This is a genomic window from Methylobacterium sp. 10, assembly GCF_000519085.1.
Lineage (GTDB): Bacteria > Pseudomonadota > Alphaproteobacteria > Rhizobiales > Beijerinckiaceae > Methylobacterium.
Window position 1 is genome coordinate 4,530,704 of sequence record NZ_KI912577.1, and the last position, 19,061, is coordinate 4,549,764.

20 protein-coding genes, 1 tRNA gene and 2 pseudogenes are annotated in these 19,061 nt (G+C 66.8%); 16 read left to right on the top strand and 7 right to left on the bottom strand.

Annotated features, from left to right (window positions below):
* Positions 1-28 precede the first annotated feature (28 nt).
* A tRNA-Arg gene (locus K368_RS0121320) sits at positions 29-105 on the bottom strand.
* A 238-nt stretch (positions 106-343) separates the two neighbouring features.
* On the opposite strand from K368_RS0121320, the gene K368_RS0121325 reads away from it, so the two are divergent.
* The 3 genes and pseudogenes from K368_RS0121325 (at position 344) to K368_RS25260 (ending at position 4,379) form a co-directional block, all read left to right on the top strand.
* Positions 344-1,903, top strand: coding sequence for an integrase family protein (locus K368_RS0121325; protein WP_027174121.1), 1,560 nt, complete (start codon positions 344-346; stop codon positions 1,901-1,903).
* Between the two features lie 641 nt (positions 1,904-2,544).
* Positions 2,545-3,721: pseudogene (locus K368_RS26895) on the top strand (IS3 family transposase).
* Positions 3,714-4,379 (top strand): SDR family oxidoreductase, encoded by a 666-nt coding sequence (locus K368_RS25260; protein WP_245259639.1) that lies wholly within the window; start codon positions 3,714-3,716, stop codon positions 4,377-4,379. Before K368_RS26895 ends, K368_RS25260 begins: the two are co-directional and overlap by 8 nt.
* Before the next feature lie 90 nt (positions 4,380-4,469).
* On the opposite strand, the gene msrA is transcribed toward K368_RS25260, so the two are convergent.
* The gene (gene msrA / locus K368_RS0121350; RefSeq protein ID WP_027174122.1) at positions 4,470-4,988 is read right to left on the bottom strand and encodes a peptide-methionine (S)-S-oxide reductase MsrA; all 519 of its coding nucleotides are present in this window, start codon (positions 4,986-4,988) and stop codon (positions 4,470-4,472) included.
* 361 nt (positions 4,989-5,349) lie between these two features.
* Positions 5,350-5,745, bottom strand: coding sequence for a hypothetical protein (locus K368_RS0121355; protein WP_155935266.1), 396 nt, complete (start codon positions 5,743-5,745; stop codon positions 5,350-5,352).
* A 23-nt stretch (positions 5,746-5,768) separates the two neighbouring features.
* On the opposite strand from K368_RS0121355, the gene K368_RS25265 reads away from it, so the two are divergent.
* Positions 5,769-6,194 (top strand): gamma-glutamyl-gamma-aminobutyrate hydrolase family protein, encoded by a 426-nt coding sequence (locus K368_RS25265; protein ID WP_155935268.1) that lies wholly within the window; start codon positions 5,769-5,771, stop codon positions 6,192-6,194.
* Positions 6,195-6,340: 146 nt separating this feature from the next.
* Entirely contained in the window at positions 6,341-6,811 is a 471-nt protein-coding gene (locus K368_RS0121365; RefSeq protein ID WP_027174124.1) for a hypothetical protein, read from the top strand.
* Between the two features lie 62 nt (positions 6,812-6,873).
* Here K368_RS0121365 and K368_RS0121370 read toward each other — a convergent pair whose 3' ends face one another.
* Both K368_RS0121370 and K368_RS0121375 read right to left on the bottom strand, forming a co-directional pair.
* Complete coding sequence (locus K368_RS0121370) at positions 6,874-8,205, bottom strand: ATP-binding protein (RefSeq protein ID WP_027174125.1); 1,332 nt, start codon at positions 8,203-8,205, stop codon at positions 6,874-6,876.
* Between the two features lie 5 nt (positions 8,206-8,210).
* Positions 8,211-8,930: a response regulator gene (locus K368_RS0121375; protein ID WP_027174126.1), complete on the bottom strand. Its 720-nt coding sequence runs from the start codon at positions 8,928-8,930 to the stop codon at positions 8,211-8,213.
* A gap of 189 nt (positions 8,931-9,119) precedes the next feature.
* Here K368_RS0121375 and K368_RS26300 point away from each other — a divergent pair, with 189 nt between their 5' ends.
* The 3 genes from K368_RS26300 (at position 9,120) to K368_RS0121385 (ending at position 10,278) form a co-directional block, all read left to right on the top strand.
* The gene (locus tag K368_RS26300) at positions 9,120-9,452 is read left to right on the top strand and encodes a hypothetical protein (protein ID WP_348625541.1); all 333 of its coding nucleotides are present in this window, start codon (positions 9,120-9,122) and stop codon (positions 9,450-9,452) included.
* Positions 9,453-9,676: 224 nt separating this feature from the next.
* Entirely contained in the window at positions 9,677-9,919 is a 243-nt protein-coding gene (locus K368_RS0121380) for a hypothetical protein (protein ID WP_197031047.1), read from the top strand.
* Between the two features lie 86 nt (positions 9,920-10,005).
* Positions 10,006-10,278 carry a hypothetical protein gene (locus tag K368_RS0121385; protein WP_027174128.1) on the top strand — a complete coding sequence of 91 codons (273 nt, stop codon included), beginning with the start codon at positions 10,006-10,008 and terminating at the stop codon, positions 10,276-10,278.
* A gap of 299 nt (positions 10,279-10,577) precedes the next feature.
* On the opposite strand, the pseudogene K368_RS26305 reads toward K368_RS0121385, so the two are convergent.
* A pseudogene (locus tag K368_RS26305) lies at positions 10,578-11,682 on the bottom strand (ISL3 family transposase); the annotation flags it as partial.
* Positions 11,683-11,703: 21 nt separating this feature from the next.
* Here K368_RS26305 and K368_RS25275 point away from each other — a divergent pair.
* The 6 genes from K368_RS25275 (at position 11,704) to K368_RS0121430 (ending at position 17,424) form a co-directional block, all read left to right on the top strand.
* On the top strand, positions 11,704-12,768 hold the full coding sequence (locus K368_RS25275; RefSeq protein ID WP_081739636.1) for an ATP-binding protein: 1,065 nt from the start codon (positions 11,704-11,706) through the stop codon (positions 12,766-12,768).
* A gap of 155 nt (positions 12,769-12,923) precedes the next feature.
* A complete protein-coding gene (locus K368_RS0121400) occupies positions 12,924-13,187 on the top strand; it encodes a hypothetical protein (RefSeq protein WP_027174129.1) in 264 nt (87 codons plus the stop codon).
* 164 nt (positions 13,188-13,351) lie between these two features.
* A complete protein-coding gene (locus tag K368_RS0121405) occupies positions 13,352-14,014 on the top strand; it encodes a thioredoxin domain-containing protein (protein WP_036266580.1) in 663 nt (220 codons plus the stop codon).
* A 329-nt stretch (positions 14,015-14,343) separates the two neighbouring features.
* On the top strand, positions 14,344-15,540 hold the full coding sequence (locus K368_RS0121410; RefSeq protein ID WP_027174131.1) for an FAD-dependent oxidoreductase: 1,197 nt from the start codon (positions 14,344-14,346) through the stop codon (positions 15,538-15,540).
* 212 nt (positions 15,541-15,752) lie between these two features.
* A complete protein-coding gene (locus tag K368_RS26900) occupies positions 15,753-16,160 on the top strand; it encodes a hypothetical protein (RefSeq protein ID WP_155935272.1) in 408 nt (135 codons plus the stop codon).
* Between the two features lie 763 nt (positions 16,161-16,923).
* Complete coding sequence (locus tag K368_RS0121430; protein ID WP_027174134.1) at positions 16,924-17,424, top strand: hypothetical protein; 501 nt, start codon at positions 16,924-16,926, stop codon at positions 17,422-17,424.
* Between the two features lie 47 nt (positions 17,425-17,471).
* Here the strand turns inward: K368_RS0121430 and K368_RS27160 are convergent, their stop codons facing one another.
* Positions 17,472-17,645, bottom strand: coding sequence for a hypothetical protein (locus K368_RS27160; protein ID WP_197031048.1), 174 nt, complete (start codon positions 17,643-17,645; stop codon positions 17,472-17,474).
* Positions 17,646-18,072: 427 nt separating this feature from the next.
* Here K368_RS27160 and K368_RS0121440 point away from each other — a divergent pair, with 427 nt between their 5' ends.
* The gene (locus tag K368_RS0121440) at positions 18,073-18,312 is read left to right on the top strand and encodes a hypothetical protein (protein ID WP_027174135.1); all 240 of its coding nucleotides are present in this window, start codon (positions 18,073-18,075) and stop codon (positions 18,310-18,312) included.
* Complete coding sequence (locus tag K368_RS0121445) at positions 18,309-18,641, top strand: hypothetical protein (protein ID WP_027174136.1); 333 nt, start codon at positions 18,309-18,311, stop codon at positions 18,639-18,641. Before K368_RS0121440 ends, K368_RS0121445 begins: the two co-directional genes overlap by 4 nt.
* The last annotated feature ends 420 nt before the right edge of the window (positions 18,642-19,061 follow it).

Consider the following 19,061-nt stretch of genomic DNA (forward strand, 5'->3'; position numbering starts at 1 on the left):
CAGCCCGCACGTGGCCTTAGCTAACGGCTGGCGACCCCGGTTGGGCTCGAACCAACGACCTGCCGCTTAGAAGGCGGCTGCTCTATCCAGCTGAGCTACGGAGTCGGGACGCCGACCCCCGTCTACCACCCCCCTCCCAACCTGTCACCAGCCCTCTGCAAACGTTGCGTTTCCCCTACGCGGACGCCCCGTTTTCCGGGCTTCGGGAGGGCCGTTCGGTAACCCTGCCGGTGGCCTGGCCGGGGATTCCACAGGCGCGGCCAATTCCAGGGTTGAGCCACGGGTGAGCCACGGGATAGAGCATACGCTCACTCGGGAGGCCCGTGTGCCACGGAAGGCTGCTTTGGATCTGAACGCCACTTCGGTGGCCCGGCTCGTCCGCGAAGCCGGGGAGGACTACAAGGAGTTCGCCGACGGCGCCTGCCCGGGGCTTACCCTGCGCACCCACCGGGCGGGGTCCCGATGGTTCGCCCGGTTCCGGCACGAGGGGCCGCAGGTCCGCATCCTCCTGGGTGACGCCAAGGTCTGGACGTTGGCGCAGGCCCGGTTCGTCGCCATCGATGTCCGGCGGCACGTCGAGGCCGGGCACGGGATCCCCGCGACGGAATGGATCGAGCTCAAGCGCGCCGCCCCAGCCTCGAAGGGGGAGACCGTCGAGGTCCCGGCATACATGCCCCGGACCGCGCCGCCGGCCACCTGGACCTACCGCGAGGCACGTGAGGCATGGGGGGCGTGGCTCAGGCGCGAGGCCGAGAGCCCGGCGCAGGCGTTCCGGCCGGCAACGGTGCGCAACTATAGCGCCGTCGTCGGTTGCCCGGGGATGCGGGCGCTCGATGATCGGTTCGTTTCCAGAATCGATGCCGGCGACGTCGCGCAGGTCGTGGAATCGCTCGTGCAGGAGGGGAAGCGTTCGCAGGGCCGGGACGTGGTTCGGGTGACGAAACGTCTCTGGGCCTGGCTTGGGGAGCCAGGCCAGGCAAAGCGGTCCGGGGCCGCGGCCGGCGCGATGGTGGGCCTCAAGGCACCACGCCTCGGCAACACCAAGGGGCGCCAGCATTTCCCGCTCCTGCAGGAGGTGGCCATCATGCTCCGGATCGCACAGCACGGCGTCCTGTCCGATGGCGTCGGGATGGCGGTCGAGCTCCTGATCTACACCGCCCAGCGCCGGCTCAGCATCGTGCGCGCCCGGGTCGACGAGTTCGAGCCATGGGCCGAGCGCAACGGTTGGGGCCTGTGGTGGCAAGGCCATCGCAAGATCTCGCGCGGCGGCCCTACCGAACGTGATCCACGGGCGGGGAGCCATGCGCTTCCCCTCCCCCCGAGCGTGTGGTGGCGGATCGAAGCGTACCTCAAGAGGACCGGCGAGGATGCCGCCGTGGCCGGGCGGGAGCGGTCGGAATGGATGTTCCCGAAGTTCAGGGCGCGCCGGGCCGGCGGGGACCTGGATGGGCACATGGCGGAAGATACCCTCACGCACGCCGTGTCGGCCATGCCGGGATGCCGGGCGACGCCGCACGATGTCCGGCGGGCATTCGCCACTCACCTCCAGGAGGATCTCGGCATCGCCTCCTCGCGCGTCGGCATGGTCCTCGACCATGCCCAGTCCGATCTTCTCAACGTCACGGATGAGAGTGCCACGGCCCGGCGCTACACCCGCGAGCAGATGCTGGGCCTGAAGGCGCCCACCATCGACGCATGGGTTGAGGCGCTGCGGGTCGCGAAGATCTCCATCGAGCTCCCAGACAGCGAAACTCTGAAGGCGTTGCTGGTCGCAGAGAACCTCAGGCAACGAGGGGTCAAGGATCCCGTTGCCGAGAAGGCCAGGCGCGCGGCCGCCTCGGCGAAAGCTTGGGCGGAGGGGCGGACGACCCGGCAACGTGCTCGCCAGACGGCGGCGACCTGACCCTGCCGGTCTCGCCGGTCCCGTCCAAGTTTCCTGGCGAGATCGGACGGCTTGCCCGCCCGAACGAACCCCCGGCTCACCTGTCTGTTGACGGTCGCGATCTCCATCAGTGCATCGCCCAGGGCCCGGCGCAGGGCGTTCCGTTCGTCCCCGCCATAGGCGTCAAGGTATGTGCGTTCGAGTTCGTTGACGGCCTGCTCCAGCGATTCGCTCATGAGAACGAATGAAGAATAAACTCGCGGCCGAGTCGATCCCGAAATGCGGCCAGGGATTTCTTCACCCTGCCCTAACGTCGCGCTTGCCCACCTTCCGGCGAGCTGCGATCGTCCAGATTCACCCCGCCGCCGAGGCCTCCCCATGTCGCGAAAATTCGCGGCGGCGAGCTCGCCGGCATGGCCCATCGCGGCGAAAATCACGCTCACGAGGCCCGCGGCGGTAATCAAGCAGGCACCCACGGTCCCGCAGAGGAGCGAGAGGATGGGGCGCATCAGGCCGCCTCCCCCTCGCCGGAATTCCCGAAGCTATTAAGGATCTCGTCCGCGACCTCATTACCGAGAACGAGGTGACCCTGACCCAGCAAACTGGTCCGCGCTGAGCGCAAGTTTTTCGGGCATCCTGAACCCTGAAGGAGGATGGATGCCATGCCTCGCAAGCGTTTCACGAACGAACAGATCGCCTTCGCCCTGCGGCAGGCGGAGAACGGCGCGACGGTGGACGAGGTCTGTGCGGCGAGATGGGCGTCTCTGAGCCGACGTTCTACCGCTGGAAGAAGCAGTTCGTCGGTATGGGTGTGCCGGAGATCCGGCGGCTGAAGCAGTTGGAAGATGAGAACAGCAAGCTGAAACGGCTGGTCGCCGACCTGACGCTGGACCGCTCGATGCTTGAGGATGTCCTGAAGCGACCCGAAGGGCAGCGTCAGCAAAAGTGGTGAGGCCCGCCGCTCGCCGCGAGGTCGCCTGCCACCTCCAGGTGGTCTACGGCATCAGCGAGCGTCGGGCCTGTCTGGCCACCGGCTTCGGCCGTTCGTCCCAGCGCTACAGGAAGCGCTCGGGCCCGCAGGTCGCGCTGCGCATGCGGCTGAAGGAGTTGGCCGCCGTGCGGGTGCGCTACGGCTACCGGCGTCTACACATCCTGCTGCGACGGGAGGGCTGGGCCGTGAACCACAAGCGCACCTACCGGATCTACCGCGACGAGGGACTGTCGATCCGGGCCAAGCTGCCCAAGCGCAAACGAGCTTGGCGGTATCGTCAGGGGCGACCGGCGATCGGCGGCCCCAACGAGCTCTGGGCCATGGAATTGGCCGCTGCGCGTCCGCCTTCGGCTCATGTCCGACCGCATATTCGACGGACGTCCGTTCCGGATCTTGACCGTCGTCGATTGCCACACGCGAGAGGCGCTCTCACTCACACCGGGAGCCAACTTCCGCGCCTACCAGGTAACTGAGGCGCTCGACGCTTTGGTCAGGCTGCGAGGTCGACCGAAAAGTCTACGGGTAGACAACGGACCTGAGTTTGCCGGTCGCATGCTCGACCAATGGGCCTACCTGAATGGGGTCGAGATCGAATTGGTCGCTCTGCGCCCGCCTCCGGCTCTCCCGACCGGGCAAGCCGACCGACAACGGCAACAATCGAGTCGTTCAACGGTCGCCTACGGGCGGAGTGCCTGAACGCCTCGTGGTTCCTGTCGCTGGCCGATGCCCGCGACCGCATCGAGGAATGGAGGTGCCACTACAACGAAGATCGATCCCACACGGCCCTGGGCGGCTTGACGCCCCGAGCCTTCGCCAACCAAGCTGTCACAGCCCGAGAACTTGCATAGGCCGTGGACCACAAACGGGGTCAACTCCAAGGCGGACGCCGAGGCGGTCCAAGGTTGGATCGTAAAGGCGGGGCGGCGTGCGCTCCTCCTGCCGGGCGACCTCAAGGACCCGGACTACGGGCGCGAGATCGTGGCACGCACCGCCGAGACGTTCGGCCGCCTGGACCTTCCCGTGAACAACGGCGCCTTCCAGCAGCCGAACGAAGGGCTGGACGGCATCGAGGACGCGGTGTTCGAGGACCACTTCCGTACGAACGTCTTCGGCCCGTTCTACGTGACGAAGGCGGCCATGGCCCACATGAAGCCTGGCGCCTCGGTGATCTTCACCTCGTCCGTGAACTCCAAGCACCCGATGCCATCGCTGCTCGCCTACAGCGCCACGAAAGGCGCCCTGAGCAACATGGTGCTGAGCCTCGCCCAGTTGCTATCCGAGAAGGGTATCCGCGTGAACGGCGTGCTGCCGGGACCGATCTGGACGCCCTTCATCCCCTCCGGCATGGATCAGGACTCGGTGAAGTCGTTCGGCTCCAAGGTGCCGTTCGGACGCCCGGGTCAGCCGCCCGAGCTCGCCTCGGCCTACGTGATGCTGGCGTCCGACGAGGGCAGCTACACCTCCGGTGCCCTGGTGACAGTGGCGGGTGGAATGCCCGTCCTCTGATCGATGCCGTATCACGGTCGTCGGCATCGCCGGCGGCCGTGTGTGATTGAGGGAGGCCATGCGACATCGCACGGCCTCCGGAGTGACATCTCAGGCAACCTCAGGCGCCTTGATCCGGACCGGCAGCGTCCAGTTCGGCCTGACGAAGTGGCAGGTGTACCCGTCGGGCCGGCGCTCCAGATAATCCTGGTGCTCCGGCTCGGCCTCCCAGAACGGCCCGACAGGCGCGACTTCGGTGACCACCTTCCCGGGCCAGAGCCCGGACGCGTCGACGTCCGCGATGGTGTCCTCGGCAACTTGACGCTGGTCGTCGTCGACGTAGAAGATCGCCGAACGGTAGCCCAAGCCGCGGTCGTTGCCCTGGCGGTTCGGGGTCGTGGGGTCGTGGATCTGGAAGAAGAACTCCAGCATCCGCCGAAAGCTCGTCCGAGCCGGATCGAAGGTGATCTCGATGGCTTCGGCGTGGGTGCCATGATTGCGATAGGTCGCATTCGGAACGTCGCCCCCCGAGTATCCGACGCGTGTCGCCACGACCCCCTCTTGGCGCCGGATCAGGTCCTGCATGCCCCAGAAGCAACCGCCGGCTAGTACCGCTCTATCGTTCCTCATCATCCATCCTCGCGTGTTTCAAGGGTCGTTATGTAGGAACGGATTGCTTGTTGTGCTGTCGAATCGCGAACCAGCTTTCGACGCAGGATGCCGGGACTTCCACCGCGAGCCCATGCAGCCCGGCATTTGTCGTTACGCCGTTCGAACTTGGAATCAGCGTTCGTCATTGTCCATCAGGATAGCTGGTTCCTGCGCCGGACTAGAATCGTCGGAGTTACCTTATGCAACGAACGCGAACCCACCTCGGTGGGCGAAGTATGATCCGTTTCCCCGGGCCTACTTTCTACGATTTGTATCCCCGGCCGCGGCAATCCTTGTCTCGACCGAAAGAGACGCCCTCACGACCAAGACGGTGGAGGGGCTAAAGGTTCGATCCCGACAGTGTCGCCGCCGCCTGTATCCGCGCCAGATGGGTGAGCCCCTGCGGAAGGTTTCCGAGGAAATTGCCCGTCGCAGGGTCCGCCATCTCAGAATAGGTGCCGGAGTTCCGGTCAAGGGCCGCGACCACCGCCTCGAAGTTTTCGGATGCAAGCTCTGCCTGTCCCAGGAGCGCCATCGCCTCGGAGAGCCAGAAGGTGCAGGCGAGGAAGCATCCTTCCTCGGCATCCACTCCCCAATAGCGATAATGGTACGCCCCCCGCCCGAGTTCTCGGTCAATGGCCTCGCACGTCGTCTGCAGCCGATCGGGATTGCCGTACCGAAACCGCACGGCCAAGGCCATTGAGGCGTCGAGCTTGTCGCTGCCCGGATACATCACGTAGGCCTGCTTCGCTTCCGCCGATGCTCAAAGGCAGACCCGGCGCCTACGATGCGCCTAGCATTCACACGGACGAGGTCGAGACCCTTCCGGGCGGGGCCACCCTGCTCGCCCTCAACCGGTCCACCGTGGTCGAGGCCGCCGAGATCCGGCACGACGGAGGCACGTTCTGGGGCGTCCAGTACCACCCGGAGATTGGCCTCGACGAGGTGACGGGGGCCCTTCGGCGGCAGGCCGACGATTTGATCGAAAGCGGGCTGGCACGTAACCGGCGCGAGGTCGAGGAACAGGCGGACCTCGTTGAAGCCCTCCACCGCGAGCCCGGCCGGCGCGACCTCGCGTGGCGACTGGGGCTGGACGACCAGGTCGCGGATGAAGGCAACCGGCAGGTCGAGATCGCCAACTTCATCGAGGCGCTCTCCATTCCGGTGCGAAACGCCAGACGGTGACATGGCCGCCTGACCTGGTGAGGTGTCCGGAAGGGCGGTCGCATCGATCCACCGTCGGGGACGTTGCCCCATCACGAGCCATTCGACGCGGCGGAAAGCCGTGCGTCGCCCACGAGCGGCCGGATGGGGGAACGGAAGGAAACTGGATGCCCAACCATATGTTCGACGAGAGCAACATCACCTGGCGGACGCTCGACTGGCTCCCGCATATCGCGTTCTTCGTCTACAAGGTCGATGAGGAAAACCGCATCGTCGACGTCGTATTCAAATTCGCCCCGAACCAGCGCGTCATGCTGCACCGGCACAAGAGCCCCTACGTGACCCTCGTGATGCAGGGGGAGCTCAGGTTCTACCGTGAGGACGGGACCCTGAAGGAGACCCGTCCGACGGGCAGCTACGTCTCAGGTGTGGCCAACGGCGACCCGCATATGGAGGGTGGCGGCGACGAGGATGCCATCGTATTCTTCAGCAACCGCAACATCGAGGATGCGCTCTACGAGTTCCTCGACGACGCGGGCAATCCCGTCCAGGTTCTTGGCATCGCCGACTTCAAGGCACAGCTGGAAGACCAGATCGCGACGGGGACCTATGAGAAGGTCACCTCCAGGGCGGCGTGAGCTTCTGGGACGCCGAGGGTGCGAATGCCATTCTCGGCGTACCTCACGCGGCACTCCGGCCCTCAGGCCGGTAGGCTCACCTCGGCCCTCAGTCCGCCGACGGCCCGGTTGACCAGGGTCACGTCGCCCCCATGCGCACGAATCGCCGAGCGTGCGATGGCGAGGCCGAGGCCGGTCCCACCTGTGTCAGCGTTGCGCGAAACCTCCAGCCGCGTGAAGGGCTCGAACATTTCCTCGATCTTGTCGGCTGGAATACCCCGGCCGTCGTCGTCGACGAGGATCCGGATGCCGTCACCGCCCCGCTCAAGGGTGATTCGCGCCCTGCCGCCGTAGCGGACGGCGTTCTCGACGAGGTTGTCGAGGGCCCGACGCAGCGCCATCCGCCGGCCATTGAACGGAAGGTCGGCCGGCGACGCGACGGTTACGTGCCGTCCCAGGACCACGTGGTCGTCCGCAAGGGACCGGACCATCTCGGCGAGGTCCAACGGGCCGCTGTCCTGGGAGAGCGCATCGTCCCGGGCGAACACCAGGGTCGCTTCGACCATCCGCTTCATGTCCGAGATCGTGCGGACCATCGCGTCCCTCAGTTCGCCGTCCTCGACCATCTCGGCCCGGAGCCATAGCGAGGCGATGGGGGTGCGCAGGTCGTGGCTGATGGCGGCCAGCATCCGGGTGCGGTCGGTAACGAAGGCCGCCGAACGCTCCTGCATCCGGTTGAATGCCGCCGTCATGGTCCGCAACTCGCTCGGGCCATGCTCCGGTAGCGGCTTGAACGAGGCGCCCCGACCGGCCAACTCCGCTGCCCTGGCGAGGTCCGCCACCGGACCGACGATCCCGCACCTGGCTACGGCGACGACCGCGAGCACTGCGACCACGCTAGCTAGGACCTGGATGAGCGCGATGCGCAACCAGGGTGGCGTCCGGGACGCGAGCGGGGCCTCGGCATTGAGCCAGCGCCCGTCGTCGAGCTTGACGGAGACCCGCAGAGCCTGGGTCCTGTTGGACGGGCGGCCCCGGGGGACGTCTTCTCCGACGTCGCGTTCGACCAAGGCGATCCGTGCCTGGCTGGCGTCGTCCTTCATGCGTCGGTCGATCCGCCGCGCCAGCCGTGCCTCGTCGGGCCCAATCGCGCCTTCCGGGACAAGGCTGCCGGCATCGATAGTGAAACGGTGGCGGGGAGAACCGTAGGCCGCGACCACGCTCGGGACGGTATCGGGCTGGACCGCGTCGAGCAGGCGAACCAGCGTGGCGATGCGGTCGACCACCTGGGTCCGGGCCGCCGCGCGGCCGACCCGCGACGACTCGTGTGCGAACATCGCGAAGGCCACGGCCTGGGCACCCACGACGGCGAGCACCAGCAGGATCGCCAGCCTTCCGCCGAGCGAGTGCGGCACCAGCCTCAAGGCACCGTCCTCACGTCGGTCGCCAGGACGTAGCCGCCGCCCCAGACGGTCTTGAGGATCCCCGGATTGGCCGGGTCGCGCTCCAGCTTGCGCCGGAGGCGACTGACCTGGTTGTCGATGCTGCGGTCAAACGCGTCGGCGGTCCGGCCGCTGGTCAGGTCGAGGAGCTGGTCGCGCGAGAGCACCACCCTCGGATGCCGGGTCAGCGCCGACAGCAGTCGGAACTCGGCCGTGCTGAGCGTCACCGGGGTGCCGGCGTCGTCGACGAGCTCGCGCCGGTCGGTGTCCAGCGTCCAGCGGTCGAAGCTTAGCTTGCGCCCGTCGGCCCCGTCCCGGGTGCGGGGAAGCGCGCGCGTGCGCCGGAGGAGGTTCTTGATACGGGCGAGAAGCTCGCGCGGCTCGAACGGCTTCGTGACGTAGTCGTCGGCCCCGATCTCCAGGCCGACGATCCGGTCCGTCCCCTCTGTAAGTGCGGTGAGGAGGATGACGGGCGTGTCGTACGCCTCCCGGATATGGCGGCAGAGCGAGAACCCATCCTCGCCCGGCATCATCACGTCGAGGAGCACCAGGTCGATGGCGCTTCCCGCCAGGACAATGCGAGCGGCCGCCGCGTCCGCGGCGACGGTGACCCGGAGCTCGTGCTTCCTAAGGTAGGCCGCGAGCGGATCGCGGATGTCGCGATGGTCGTCCACCACCAAGATGTGTGCGCCGTCCATGTCCCGAGCCTTTCGTACTCGATCCTAACGCGCAGCGGCATCCGCTTCCCGATGGATTCTGTCGCGAAATGTATCGGGACCTTCGAAGCCGCGACGGATCGCGACGAAAACGGGGTTTCCCGGCAAAGCCCTGCGACAGGCCGGCGGCAGGGTGCGGGCAGTCGAAACACCGCATCGGAAGACGAAGCGATGACGAAGCAAGCGCTACGCGCGCCGCCCCTGTTGAGGCGGCTCCTACCTGCGGCCCTGCTGGCAGCCGGTCTGGCAGCACCGCTGGCTACCGCCGGCACGGCCGAGGCCCGTGACGGCTGCGGCCTCGGGGGCCACCGCGGGTTCTACGGCTACTGCCGGCCCAACCTCGGACCGAGGGTGTTCTACCGGCCCTACGCCTTTCGGCCCGCATTCTACGGACCGCGGCGGTTCGGTTGGGGCGGTCCTCGCTGGCATCGCTGGGGCGGCTACCGGCATGTCGGCTGGGGCCATCGCGGGTGGGGCCACCACGGCTGGCATCACCGTTGGTGACCCTGTCGCGGCTTGGGCCCGTGCCATCCGGCGCGGCCCCCGGACGACCCGGTGACGCGAGAGGTGCGATCATAACGAAGGCTATTGCCTGCCTAGCCCTGTGCATGCTCCTCGCGGTTACGCCCGCATCCGCCCAGACGCCTGCGGGAGCGGATCCGCCGAAGAGTACGGGAGCCGCGGGCGTCGACCTCGCGACGTTCCTTTCGCGGAACCGCACCCGAATCATGCGGGCCGACGCCGACCAGGACGGGCGCGTCAGCAGGGCGGAATGGGCGGCCTGGTGGGACGCCCGTCCCGGCAGGGGGCCCTACGACCCTGCAGGGCGGTTCCGGGCCATCGACGCGGACGGCGACGGCTTCCTCACCGCCGAGGAGATCGACGCCACGTCCACCAAGCGGTTCGCACGGCTCGACGCCGACCACGACGGTCGCGTCGTCCGCGCGGAGCGACCCTGCCGCGCCAAGTGAACCGAACGCCCGGGGTCGGGGTTCGGATAGCGATTTCCCCCAGGGCACGGCCCGTCTGCCGCGTCCACCAGAACGAAGGAATCAGGATGAAGCTCACAGGTCTCATCGTCGGCGGGTTCGCGACGCTGCTCGTGGCTGGCGGTGCCCAGGCCCTTCCCATGCCGGCCGGCGGCATCGGCGTCGGCACCCCCATCGTCCAGGTCCGCGCCGGTTGCGGCTTCGGCGCCCATCGCGGTCCGTTCGGGGGCTGCCGCCTGAACCGCGGGCCGCGCGGCGCCATGCGGCGGGCCATCACGGGCGCGCCGCGCGGTTGCCCGCCCGGCCTCTATCGCGGTCCGGGCGGTCGCTGCCGCCGCTGACGAGGACGGTTCGGTAAGTTCGCGACCGAGAATCTAGTTGCGGAAAGACCTTCGCCCAGTCACCGAATTGGGCGGAGGGCCGGCGTGAGGGCTGAGGGTTCGGTACGGAATGCCAGGGCCGATCCCGCGGCGGAGGCACTCATGGTTCCCGGACGAGACACAGAGCCGCATTCAGAACCTCGCTTTCACGGTCCCGAGGGTATCCTGTCAAACAGCGTCGAAGCATGGTTCATCCGCACTTTTGGTGCTGAGAGGTGTTGGAGGCCCGATTGATGGAGTTGGATCGGCGCCTGAGTTGATCACGCGGCATGGAGCACTCTCTGCTGCAGGAGGTCGAAGCCGACACGACCGTACATCTGCCGCTTGATCAGCTTGAGGCGGTTGACCTGACCTTCGACCGGCCCGTTGCTCCAGGGCTGGGTGATCGCCGCCCGTACGGCATCCAGATCCTGGCGCAGGCCGGAGGTGAAGCCGTGCAATCCCGCTGCAGGTGCCGCGTCCAGCCAGGGTTCCAGCCCTGCCGGATCACCCTGTTGAAGCAGATCGGCGAAGGTTCGCACGTGGCCGGCCGCGATCCGAACCTCCGGAGCCGCCTCGCACAGCGCATCGATGAACGCGCGGTCGTCGGGGGCGAGCCGGCTCGGATCGCTTGCCAGCAGGCGCGTGGTCTGGCGCGTCGAGGGCACAGCGCGGACGGGTGGACGATCCGGTCCGCTCTCTCGTCGTCCCGCAACCCAGCGTCGAACGATGTCGTAGCCGCCGCCGAAGCCCCGTGCCCGGAGTTCTCGGTGGAGCGCGGATCTGCTTCGGAGCCCCTCCTGCCAGCGTGCTTCGGCAAAGCCACGATGACGGTCGAGCAGGCTCGGTCCCGGCGCACGGCGATACGGAACGAAGGTGCCGGCGCGCAGGTAGCTGCGCACGGTGTTACGGGCCAGTCCGGTCCGGTGCGCGATCTGCAGGATCGGAAGCCCCTCCGCGTGAAGGCGCATGACGTCGTCGAAGCGCCTGCGACGGTTCTCGCTCCGTTGCGAGAGGTGCGGCGCAACTGCGGGCACGGGTGGTACGCTGCCGGAAGGGGGCCGAAGTCCGGCAGCCTCTTCGATCTGTGTCTGGTGGCGCGCGACGACGGACCGAAGCGCTTCCGAGGCGTTGACCAGAAGGTGCCAGCGATCGGCGACCTGGATGGCGGCAGGAGCACCGCTACGGGCGGCCTCGGCGTAGGGGCCTGCCCGGTCCCGGCTGACGACGGCAATGCCCGGATGCGCAGCGAGCCAGTCCCTGACCGGAGCGGAAGAGCGGCCCGGCAGCAGGGCCAGAACGCGACGGCGTTCCAGATCCGCAGACAATGGTGCCGTAGCGTCGCCCGCGCCGCCAAGCCCAGTGGTCGATGCCCACCACCCGCGGAGCCGGGTAGGCCCGTGGCGGATGACCGGTGATCCGGACGGGTCGCTGCGGGCCTATACCGATGCGGCCATGCTGCATCGGGGCGTCGATCCAGAGGACGTCAACGACCGGGATCGGAACCTCCCTGTCGGCCGCCTCGCGACGGCGACCGATCGCCTGCCGGACGGCCGGACCCTCGTCATCTCGGCCGTGAAGAGGCATCGCTCGCTCATGCCGTGGCTGCTCGGGCAACCGTTGAGCCTGTGGGTGGCCGTCCTCGGCGCTGCGGTGGCCGGTCTCGTCCTCGTCGGAACCCGCCACGAACTCGCCCCGCTGCGGCGCCTCACCGAGACGGTGACCCGGTTCGACGGCCGCGCGCCCGAGCCGGTCGCCACTCGGCGGGGCGCCCCGGAAATCCGGCGCCTCGCCCAGGCGGTCCGGGACATGCAGGATCGCATCGTCGGCCTCCTCGGCGAACGCTCGCTGCTGATCGGCGCGATCTCGCACGACCTCAAGACCTACCTGACACGCCTGCGCCTGCGGGCCGAGGGCGTATCGGAGCCGAAGCGTCGGGACCGGCTGATCGAGGATCTCGACGCGATGACCACACTGATCGACACCTCCCTCGGCTTCGCCCGGGGCACCGCGGTCGAGGTGGGCCGGACGGCGGTGGACCTCGCCGACCTCGTTGCGGTCGAAGTGGCCGAGCAGGCCGCGCATGGCATCGACGTCCACCTGACCGGCGAGGACGTGCAGGATGCCGTCGCCGCCGGGGATGCGGTCGCCTTGCGTCGGGTCGTTGCCAACCTGATCGGGAATGCCGTCAAGTTCGGCCGCTCGACCGTCGCCGTCTCGGTGAGCCGGACCGGCGCGTCGTGCCGGATCACCGTGGAAGACGACGGCCCGGGCATCCCGGCATCGGAGCGGACGGCCGTGTTCAGCCCGTTCTACCGGATCGAGCGGTCCCGCAACCGCCAGACCGGCGGAAACGGCCTGGGGCTCGCCATCGCGCGGCAGATCGCGGAGGCGCATGACGGCACCGTCGTGGCCGAGGCGTCCCCGCTCGGCGGTGCCCGCCTCGTCGCGACCCTGCCGGCTATCGTTTGACGACCGGAGGGTACGCCGGGCGGCCCGTTACAGAACGTTACGTCGACGCATCGGTCCGTCACATCCGGGAGGCAAGCGGGGACGATCCTGCCCTCATCGGTCGCGGGGCCATCTCCGGCATCGCGGCTCGGACGAGAGCAGAGAAGGATTCCACGATGCTGAAGATCCTCGCCCCGGTCGCCCTCCTGGCCGGACTGGCATTCCCGGCCGCGGCGTCGCCGCTGATCCAGCCCGCCGTGTCCACCGGCTCGGATGGCGCCGAGATCATTCAGGTCTACGGCGGCTGCGGCCCCTACGCCCATCGCGGTCCCTACGGCGGTTGCCGAGCCGGTGGTCAGCGTGGCGGCTATGTCCGCGGCGCCTCCTGCCCGGCGGGCTTCCACATCGGGCCCTACGGCCGCCGCTGCTGGCCGAACTGACCTTTCAGCCACTGTGTTGGGTGCACCGTGGGAACCTCGCCGACGAGGCCCAGGGTCGCGTCGGCCCCGGCCGAGGCGACCCCATGATACCGGCAACGAACCCGTTCCCAACGGCCCCATCCGGTCGATCCGACCGGGTGGGAGCGCGACCGAGGCGACGTCGCATGATTTTCACGCAAGGAACGGCGGCGGGACGGATCACCCGTCGCCATCTCTTCGCCGGCCCCATCCTCCTCAGCCCCGCCTGGGCGATGGCGACCTGGCCCTCCGATGCCCTCGCGGCCGCCGCCGGCGATCCGTCGATGGCGGGCCCCCTCGGGGACATCTGGGTCGGCGCGTCAGATGCCAAGGTGACGCTGATCGAGTACGCCGCGGTGACGTGCTCGCACTGCGCCGCGTTCCACGTCAGGACCTTGCCGGCGATCAGAACGCGCTGGATCGATACCGGGCGGGTGCGCTTCGCCCTGCGAGGACTCCCCCTGAACCCGCTCGACACGGCCGCCTTCATGCTCGCCCGGGCCGATGGCGGACGGAACTACTATGCGATCACCGACCTGTTGTTCGAGAGGCAGGCCACGTGGGCCTTCGTGCCGAAGCCCCTCGATGCGATGCGCGACCTGCTGCGTCAGGCCGGGTTCGACCGGGCGCGGTTCGGCGCCATCCTCGCCGACCAGGCGCTCTACGACCACGTGAACCGCGTGCAGGCCCGCGCGACGGAGGAGCTCGGCGTCCATGCCACCCCGACCTTGTTCGTGAACGACGCCCGTTACGAAGGGGCACTCACGACTGAGGGCTTCGATGAGGTCATCGCCAAGCTGCCGGCGTAGGAGCATTCCATTACTGTGTCGTCCATCGGGCGCCTGACGAAACCTCGGCACCCGGTACGCGGGATTAGGGATCGGACGTCGCGCTGGCTCGCCCGCACGCAGTCGTATCGGCATGTTTTCGCTGCCCTCGATGATCCCCTGGGGTACGATGCGAACGGAGTGCGAGCATGCCCGACGGGTTTCGCACCGGCCTACCGAAAAATCGTCTGGACGTTGCTCAAACGGCTCGGCTTCAACCTCCCACAGCGATGCTCGGTCCATAGATGTCGATGTGATTGCGGCTGCTCCCGGATACGTCCCGATCCTCGCTCCCGTTGCGGAAAGGAATCATGGCTCATCGCATTCTCGTCACCGGCGCCAGCGTTGCCGGCTCCACCCTCGCATGGTGGCTTGCCCATCTCGGACACGAGGTCACGGTGGTGGAGCGGTCGCCCGCGTTCCGGGACGGGGGGCAGAACATCGACGTGCGTGGCGTCGGCCGCGAGGTTTTGCGCCGGATGGGACTGGATGAGCGCGCCCTCGAACAGGGCACGGGCGAAACCGGAACGGCGTGGGTCGACGGAGACGGCCGGGTCGTCGCGAGGTTCATGACGGACGAGCTCGGCGTTGACGGGCCGACCGCGGAGATGGAGATCCTGCGTGGTGACCTGGCGCGTCTCCTCTACGAGGCGGCGCGCGACAGCGCGAATTTCCGTTTCGGCGACAGGGTCGAGCACATCCAAGAGGATGGTGACGCCGCGGCCGTCACGTTCGCGAGTGGCCTCACCGAGCGGTACGACGCCGTCGTGGTCGCCGAGGGCGTAGGCTCGACGACGCGCGAACTCGCTTTTCCCGGGGAGAACGACCCGCGCTGGATGGGCCTGACCATCGCCTACTTCACCATTCCACAGGTCGCCGACGATGATCGGCTCTGGCGTTGGTACAATGCGACCGGCGGCCGGAGCGTGTCGCTTCGCCCCGACCGGAAAGGGACCACCAGGGCGATGATCTCCGTCCGGCAGCCTCCTGCCGGCGAGCAGGACTGGGACGTCGACAGGCAGAAGGCCTTCCTGCGCGAGCGGTTCGTCGATGCCGGCTGGCAGGCGCGACGCGTCCTCGCGGGGATGGACTCGACCGAGGATTTCTACTTCGACGTCCTGCGGCAGGTGCGGATGCCGCGCTGGTCGAAAGGCCGCGTCGGGCTCACGGGCGACGCGGCCTGGTGCGCCACGCCGCTCGCGGGCATCGGCACCACCCTGGCCATCACCGGCGCCTTCGTCCTCGCCCAGGAACTCTCGCGAAACCGGGATGTCCGGGCGGGCTTTGCCGCCTACGAGCGGGCGATGCGGCCGATGGTCGAACAGGGCCAAGGCGTGCCAAAGATCGCTCCGAAGCTGGCGAACCCGAAGACCCGCCTCGGTATCCGACTGCTCCATGGCGCCCTGCGCGTCGCCAGCACCCGTTTCGTCCGCCGCGTTTTCGGAACGCTCTTCTCGCGTCCTCCGAGGGCGCCCGACCTTTCTGCGTACGATGGCCCGAAGACGTGAGTACCGAGCGGACGGCCCTTCAAAACACCGCTCGATCCGATCCTGATCCGGGGGGGCTTCGTCGCCGTGCGGAACCGAGGCAACGGAATGAGCCACGACGTTGGGATCGTTCGTCTGGCCTATCGCTGAGGCATAGCCGAGAGCGTCCGTGAGGCTTTGCGGCTGCTGGTATGCAGCGAAGGATCTCCTTGTCCGGGTAGGCCGCGTCCTCGATGTGCCAGAACGCGATCTGGTCGCAGACCACCGCCGCCAGGGTCGCACCGCGCACCGCGCACCGTCTTGAAGCCGGCTGGCGTCACGGTGATGCCGATGCGGTTGGTCAACCGGATCACGGCATTGCCCGCAGCCATCTCGGCCTCGATCAGATCTCGCTGGACGCTCAGCATGGCGAAGGCCCGCACCGCCTAGCGCTCCACGACGCCGAGGACGTCCGTACCGCCGCGCTCGGCCTCGAGGTCCGCGATGATGTCGGCGAAACGGCGGCCAACGTCCGTGCGGCCATCGACACGGCCGAGGAACCGCTTGCCGTTCGATACGGCAGAGCGCTGGCGGGGTGGTTTGGGCTTCCGGATCGAGGTGGCTTCGTAGGATTGGGAGAGGTGCGACCACCCACAGCTTGACGGGTTCATGACGCACGACGCGCGCGGGGCAGCGGAGCCAGGGTTTTCGTTGTTGGACGGATCGCTTCGCCCTCAGGACATCCGGCCCCGCAATCGTTGATACTGGCGCAAGGTCATTCGACCCCCGCTCAAATCATATATTTCTTGAGCAAAAGCGCTGATAATACTTGTATTATATTGATCGTAGACGTCCGCTCCCGCTTGTGGCCGTCCAAATACGCATCCGATCGCGACGATATCGTCAGTTGCCCGTTCGCTATTCGTAGGCTCAAAGGGCCGCATCGGCATCCGATCCCCGCCCCGAGGAGGCCCACCGTTTCTGATACCCTGCTCCTGCTCGCATTAGCGACCGAGAATGTCGAATTGCGTGCCCAACTCGCGGAGGTCCAGGACCAGTGCGTCGAGCTGGCCGTGGATGCGGGCGAGCTTCACGCCGAGGTGGAGCGGCTACAGGGCCGGCTTGCCATGGTGGAGCGCGACCGTGACAGGTGGCGCGCGCAAGCTGCGCACCGCTGCGCCGGCTAGGTTGGGCGGGCAGTCCAACCTACTCTACGAGGGTTGAGCAGCCACACGCGAGCAGCGCGGGGAAGTGGCGCCTCTGATACCGAGAGATATATGAGCAACACCGACCAGTCGGTTCTTCCAGAGTATAATTAGTCAACTTTAATCTCGCTTGACGGCTGCGGAAAATTAGGGAGTGCTCCTGGTTCGGCACGCGAGAAGCCGAGAAGATGTTCTTAGGGTCATTGTGAGGAATCATACGGTGGATCAGATCGAAAAGATCATGCGTGATCTCACCAAGGATTTCGAAGCTGAGCGGCAGGCATCTGACGCGAAGCAAACGCCCACGCCTTCACTGGCTGGCATCCTGCGTGTCATCGGTCCGAGCGACCGACAGACCGCCGACTTTCCCTCCAATCATCACTCGACTCCGCAGGATTGGTCGGACCTGATTGATAGGGTCAGGAACGCGGCGCATCGCGTGAGGGAGGCTGAGACAGAAGCTCAGGAGCAGGAAATCCGCGTTCGTGAACTTTTGGACCGGGTTCGTGAGGATATGACGGCCGCGCATAATCGCGTCAGGGAGGCTGAGAGCCATGCCCAGGACATTCAAACCCGGTCCGATGCGCTGCTGAAAGCCGCGGATGCCCGCATCAGGGAAGCGGAAGAGCGGGCTCGCACCGCAGAAGCGTGGCTGTCGAAGATCTCAATGACGATTACCGAGGAATTCGCTGCTCAGGACGAAAAGCGACTTACGGCCTGAATTCGATCCGCATGAGGTGCGGGTGGCTTTGGCTAGAAGCTGCCGCTTCAGTGGTTCCGGCGCGGCTGGTTGCCCTTGAGCATGTCGTCCAACGTTGACAACAGATCGAGGAGTTCGAGCTTGCCGTCGTTCGTGATGTGGGGCTCGCGGATCGGATACTGGATCGTCGCCCTCATGCCGGCCAAAGCTTCGATGTAGCCCTCGGTGCGTTCGGTGCTCATGATCGACTTCCTGGCGGTGCCCGGAAAAAGGTAGGCCAGCTTCCCAGTCGCTTAACGCTTCGCCGCCCAAATTGGCACGGCCCCCTTCAGCCGGCCCGGCACATCCCGAAAGTACCGCGTCCGCTCGAACCGGGAGAGCGCCGTCCGATTTCGTACCGACGCGACAGGTGGGGGAACAGCTGGCTGCCAACCTCTCTTTATCGTGCTGCGTTGCAATCGTCTTGGGAGTGCGCTGCGATGATTGGACCTGCAGAACTCGAAGACATCCGACTGGATCTCGAAGCTGCGAGGCTGGAACGCGAAGCCGCTATAACCGCGGCGAAATTAGCGAATGCGAATGAAAGCGGGGCTTCGCTTCCCCTTGATCAGCGTCGAGTTCGCATCCCCGCCGCCCCGATCTGATCACGGGTCGGATGCAGAGGACGCCATGGCCGAGAATCCATCGAATTTCGTTCGCGATTGGATCAGCGAGAATGTCCGGAGCGATCCTTCCTCTTCTGGAGACATCGAAGCCCGCGTCGCTGAGATCGTGACGCGCCTCACCTCAGCCTCCAGAGAGGCCGAGATCCCACAGGACGACCCGGAGTTGGCACCGGACCTTCTCCGTGATCTGATCAAGGCCGCGATCGAAACGGTCCCCCATCCCGCTCCTGGAGCGATCCAATGACCATCGACATTCCGGCCGGCGCCAAGCCAGGCGACATCGTCACCGACGACGGCAAGATCCGGTGCCGCGATCGGGAAGCTCATGAGTTCGGGTATTACTCGGTGAGCTACGAGCAGGCGCAGATAGCGCGGGCTCATGGCTGGGGCTGCCGATCAGGCGTGTTCCTCGAAGCAGAGCACTCGGACGAGAAAAGCTGGTCCTACGTCGAGGAAGAACGTCTGTACGCCATTGAGAATGGTGAGGAGCCGCCGCTGGTCAGGATCTACCGCGAGGCGCCGCCGTCATGCGTTATCGATACGCCACCATCCTGTCGTCTTCCATCAAGGTAGATTGGGGCTCGCTGCGGCCTGATCGGTGGAGCCGCATCGGGCCATGATCTGGTCGGCTACCGTGGGTGCCGCCGTGGGTAGGTTGCAATGGCGATATGCTAAGCTGCCGACACCGCGAACTCAATTCACCATTCAGAGCGGATGATGTTTCCGCACTGCCCGCTATTCGGAATTAGCAGGCGTTCAAAAGCACTCCTCAAGCCGTCCCGGATTCTTGCTACGCTCGGGTCGAGGCGTCGCGTAGCCTTCCCAGCCCCTTTAGAACCACCCGCCCCTCTGGGGGACTGAGGCTTCAGCCCTTTCGTCCGCCCTCAGCCGATCCGAATGCCGCCGGCCATTGATCTCGCCATGGTCAAGCATCGGTCACCCATCGAAATAACGGCTCGTACGAGGTGCTACTGGCCACCCCCCGCAAGGATG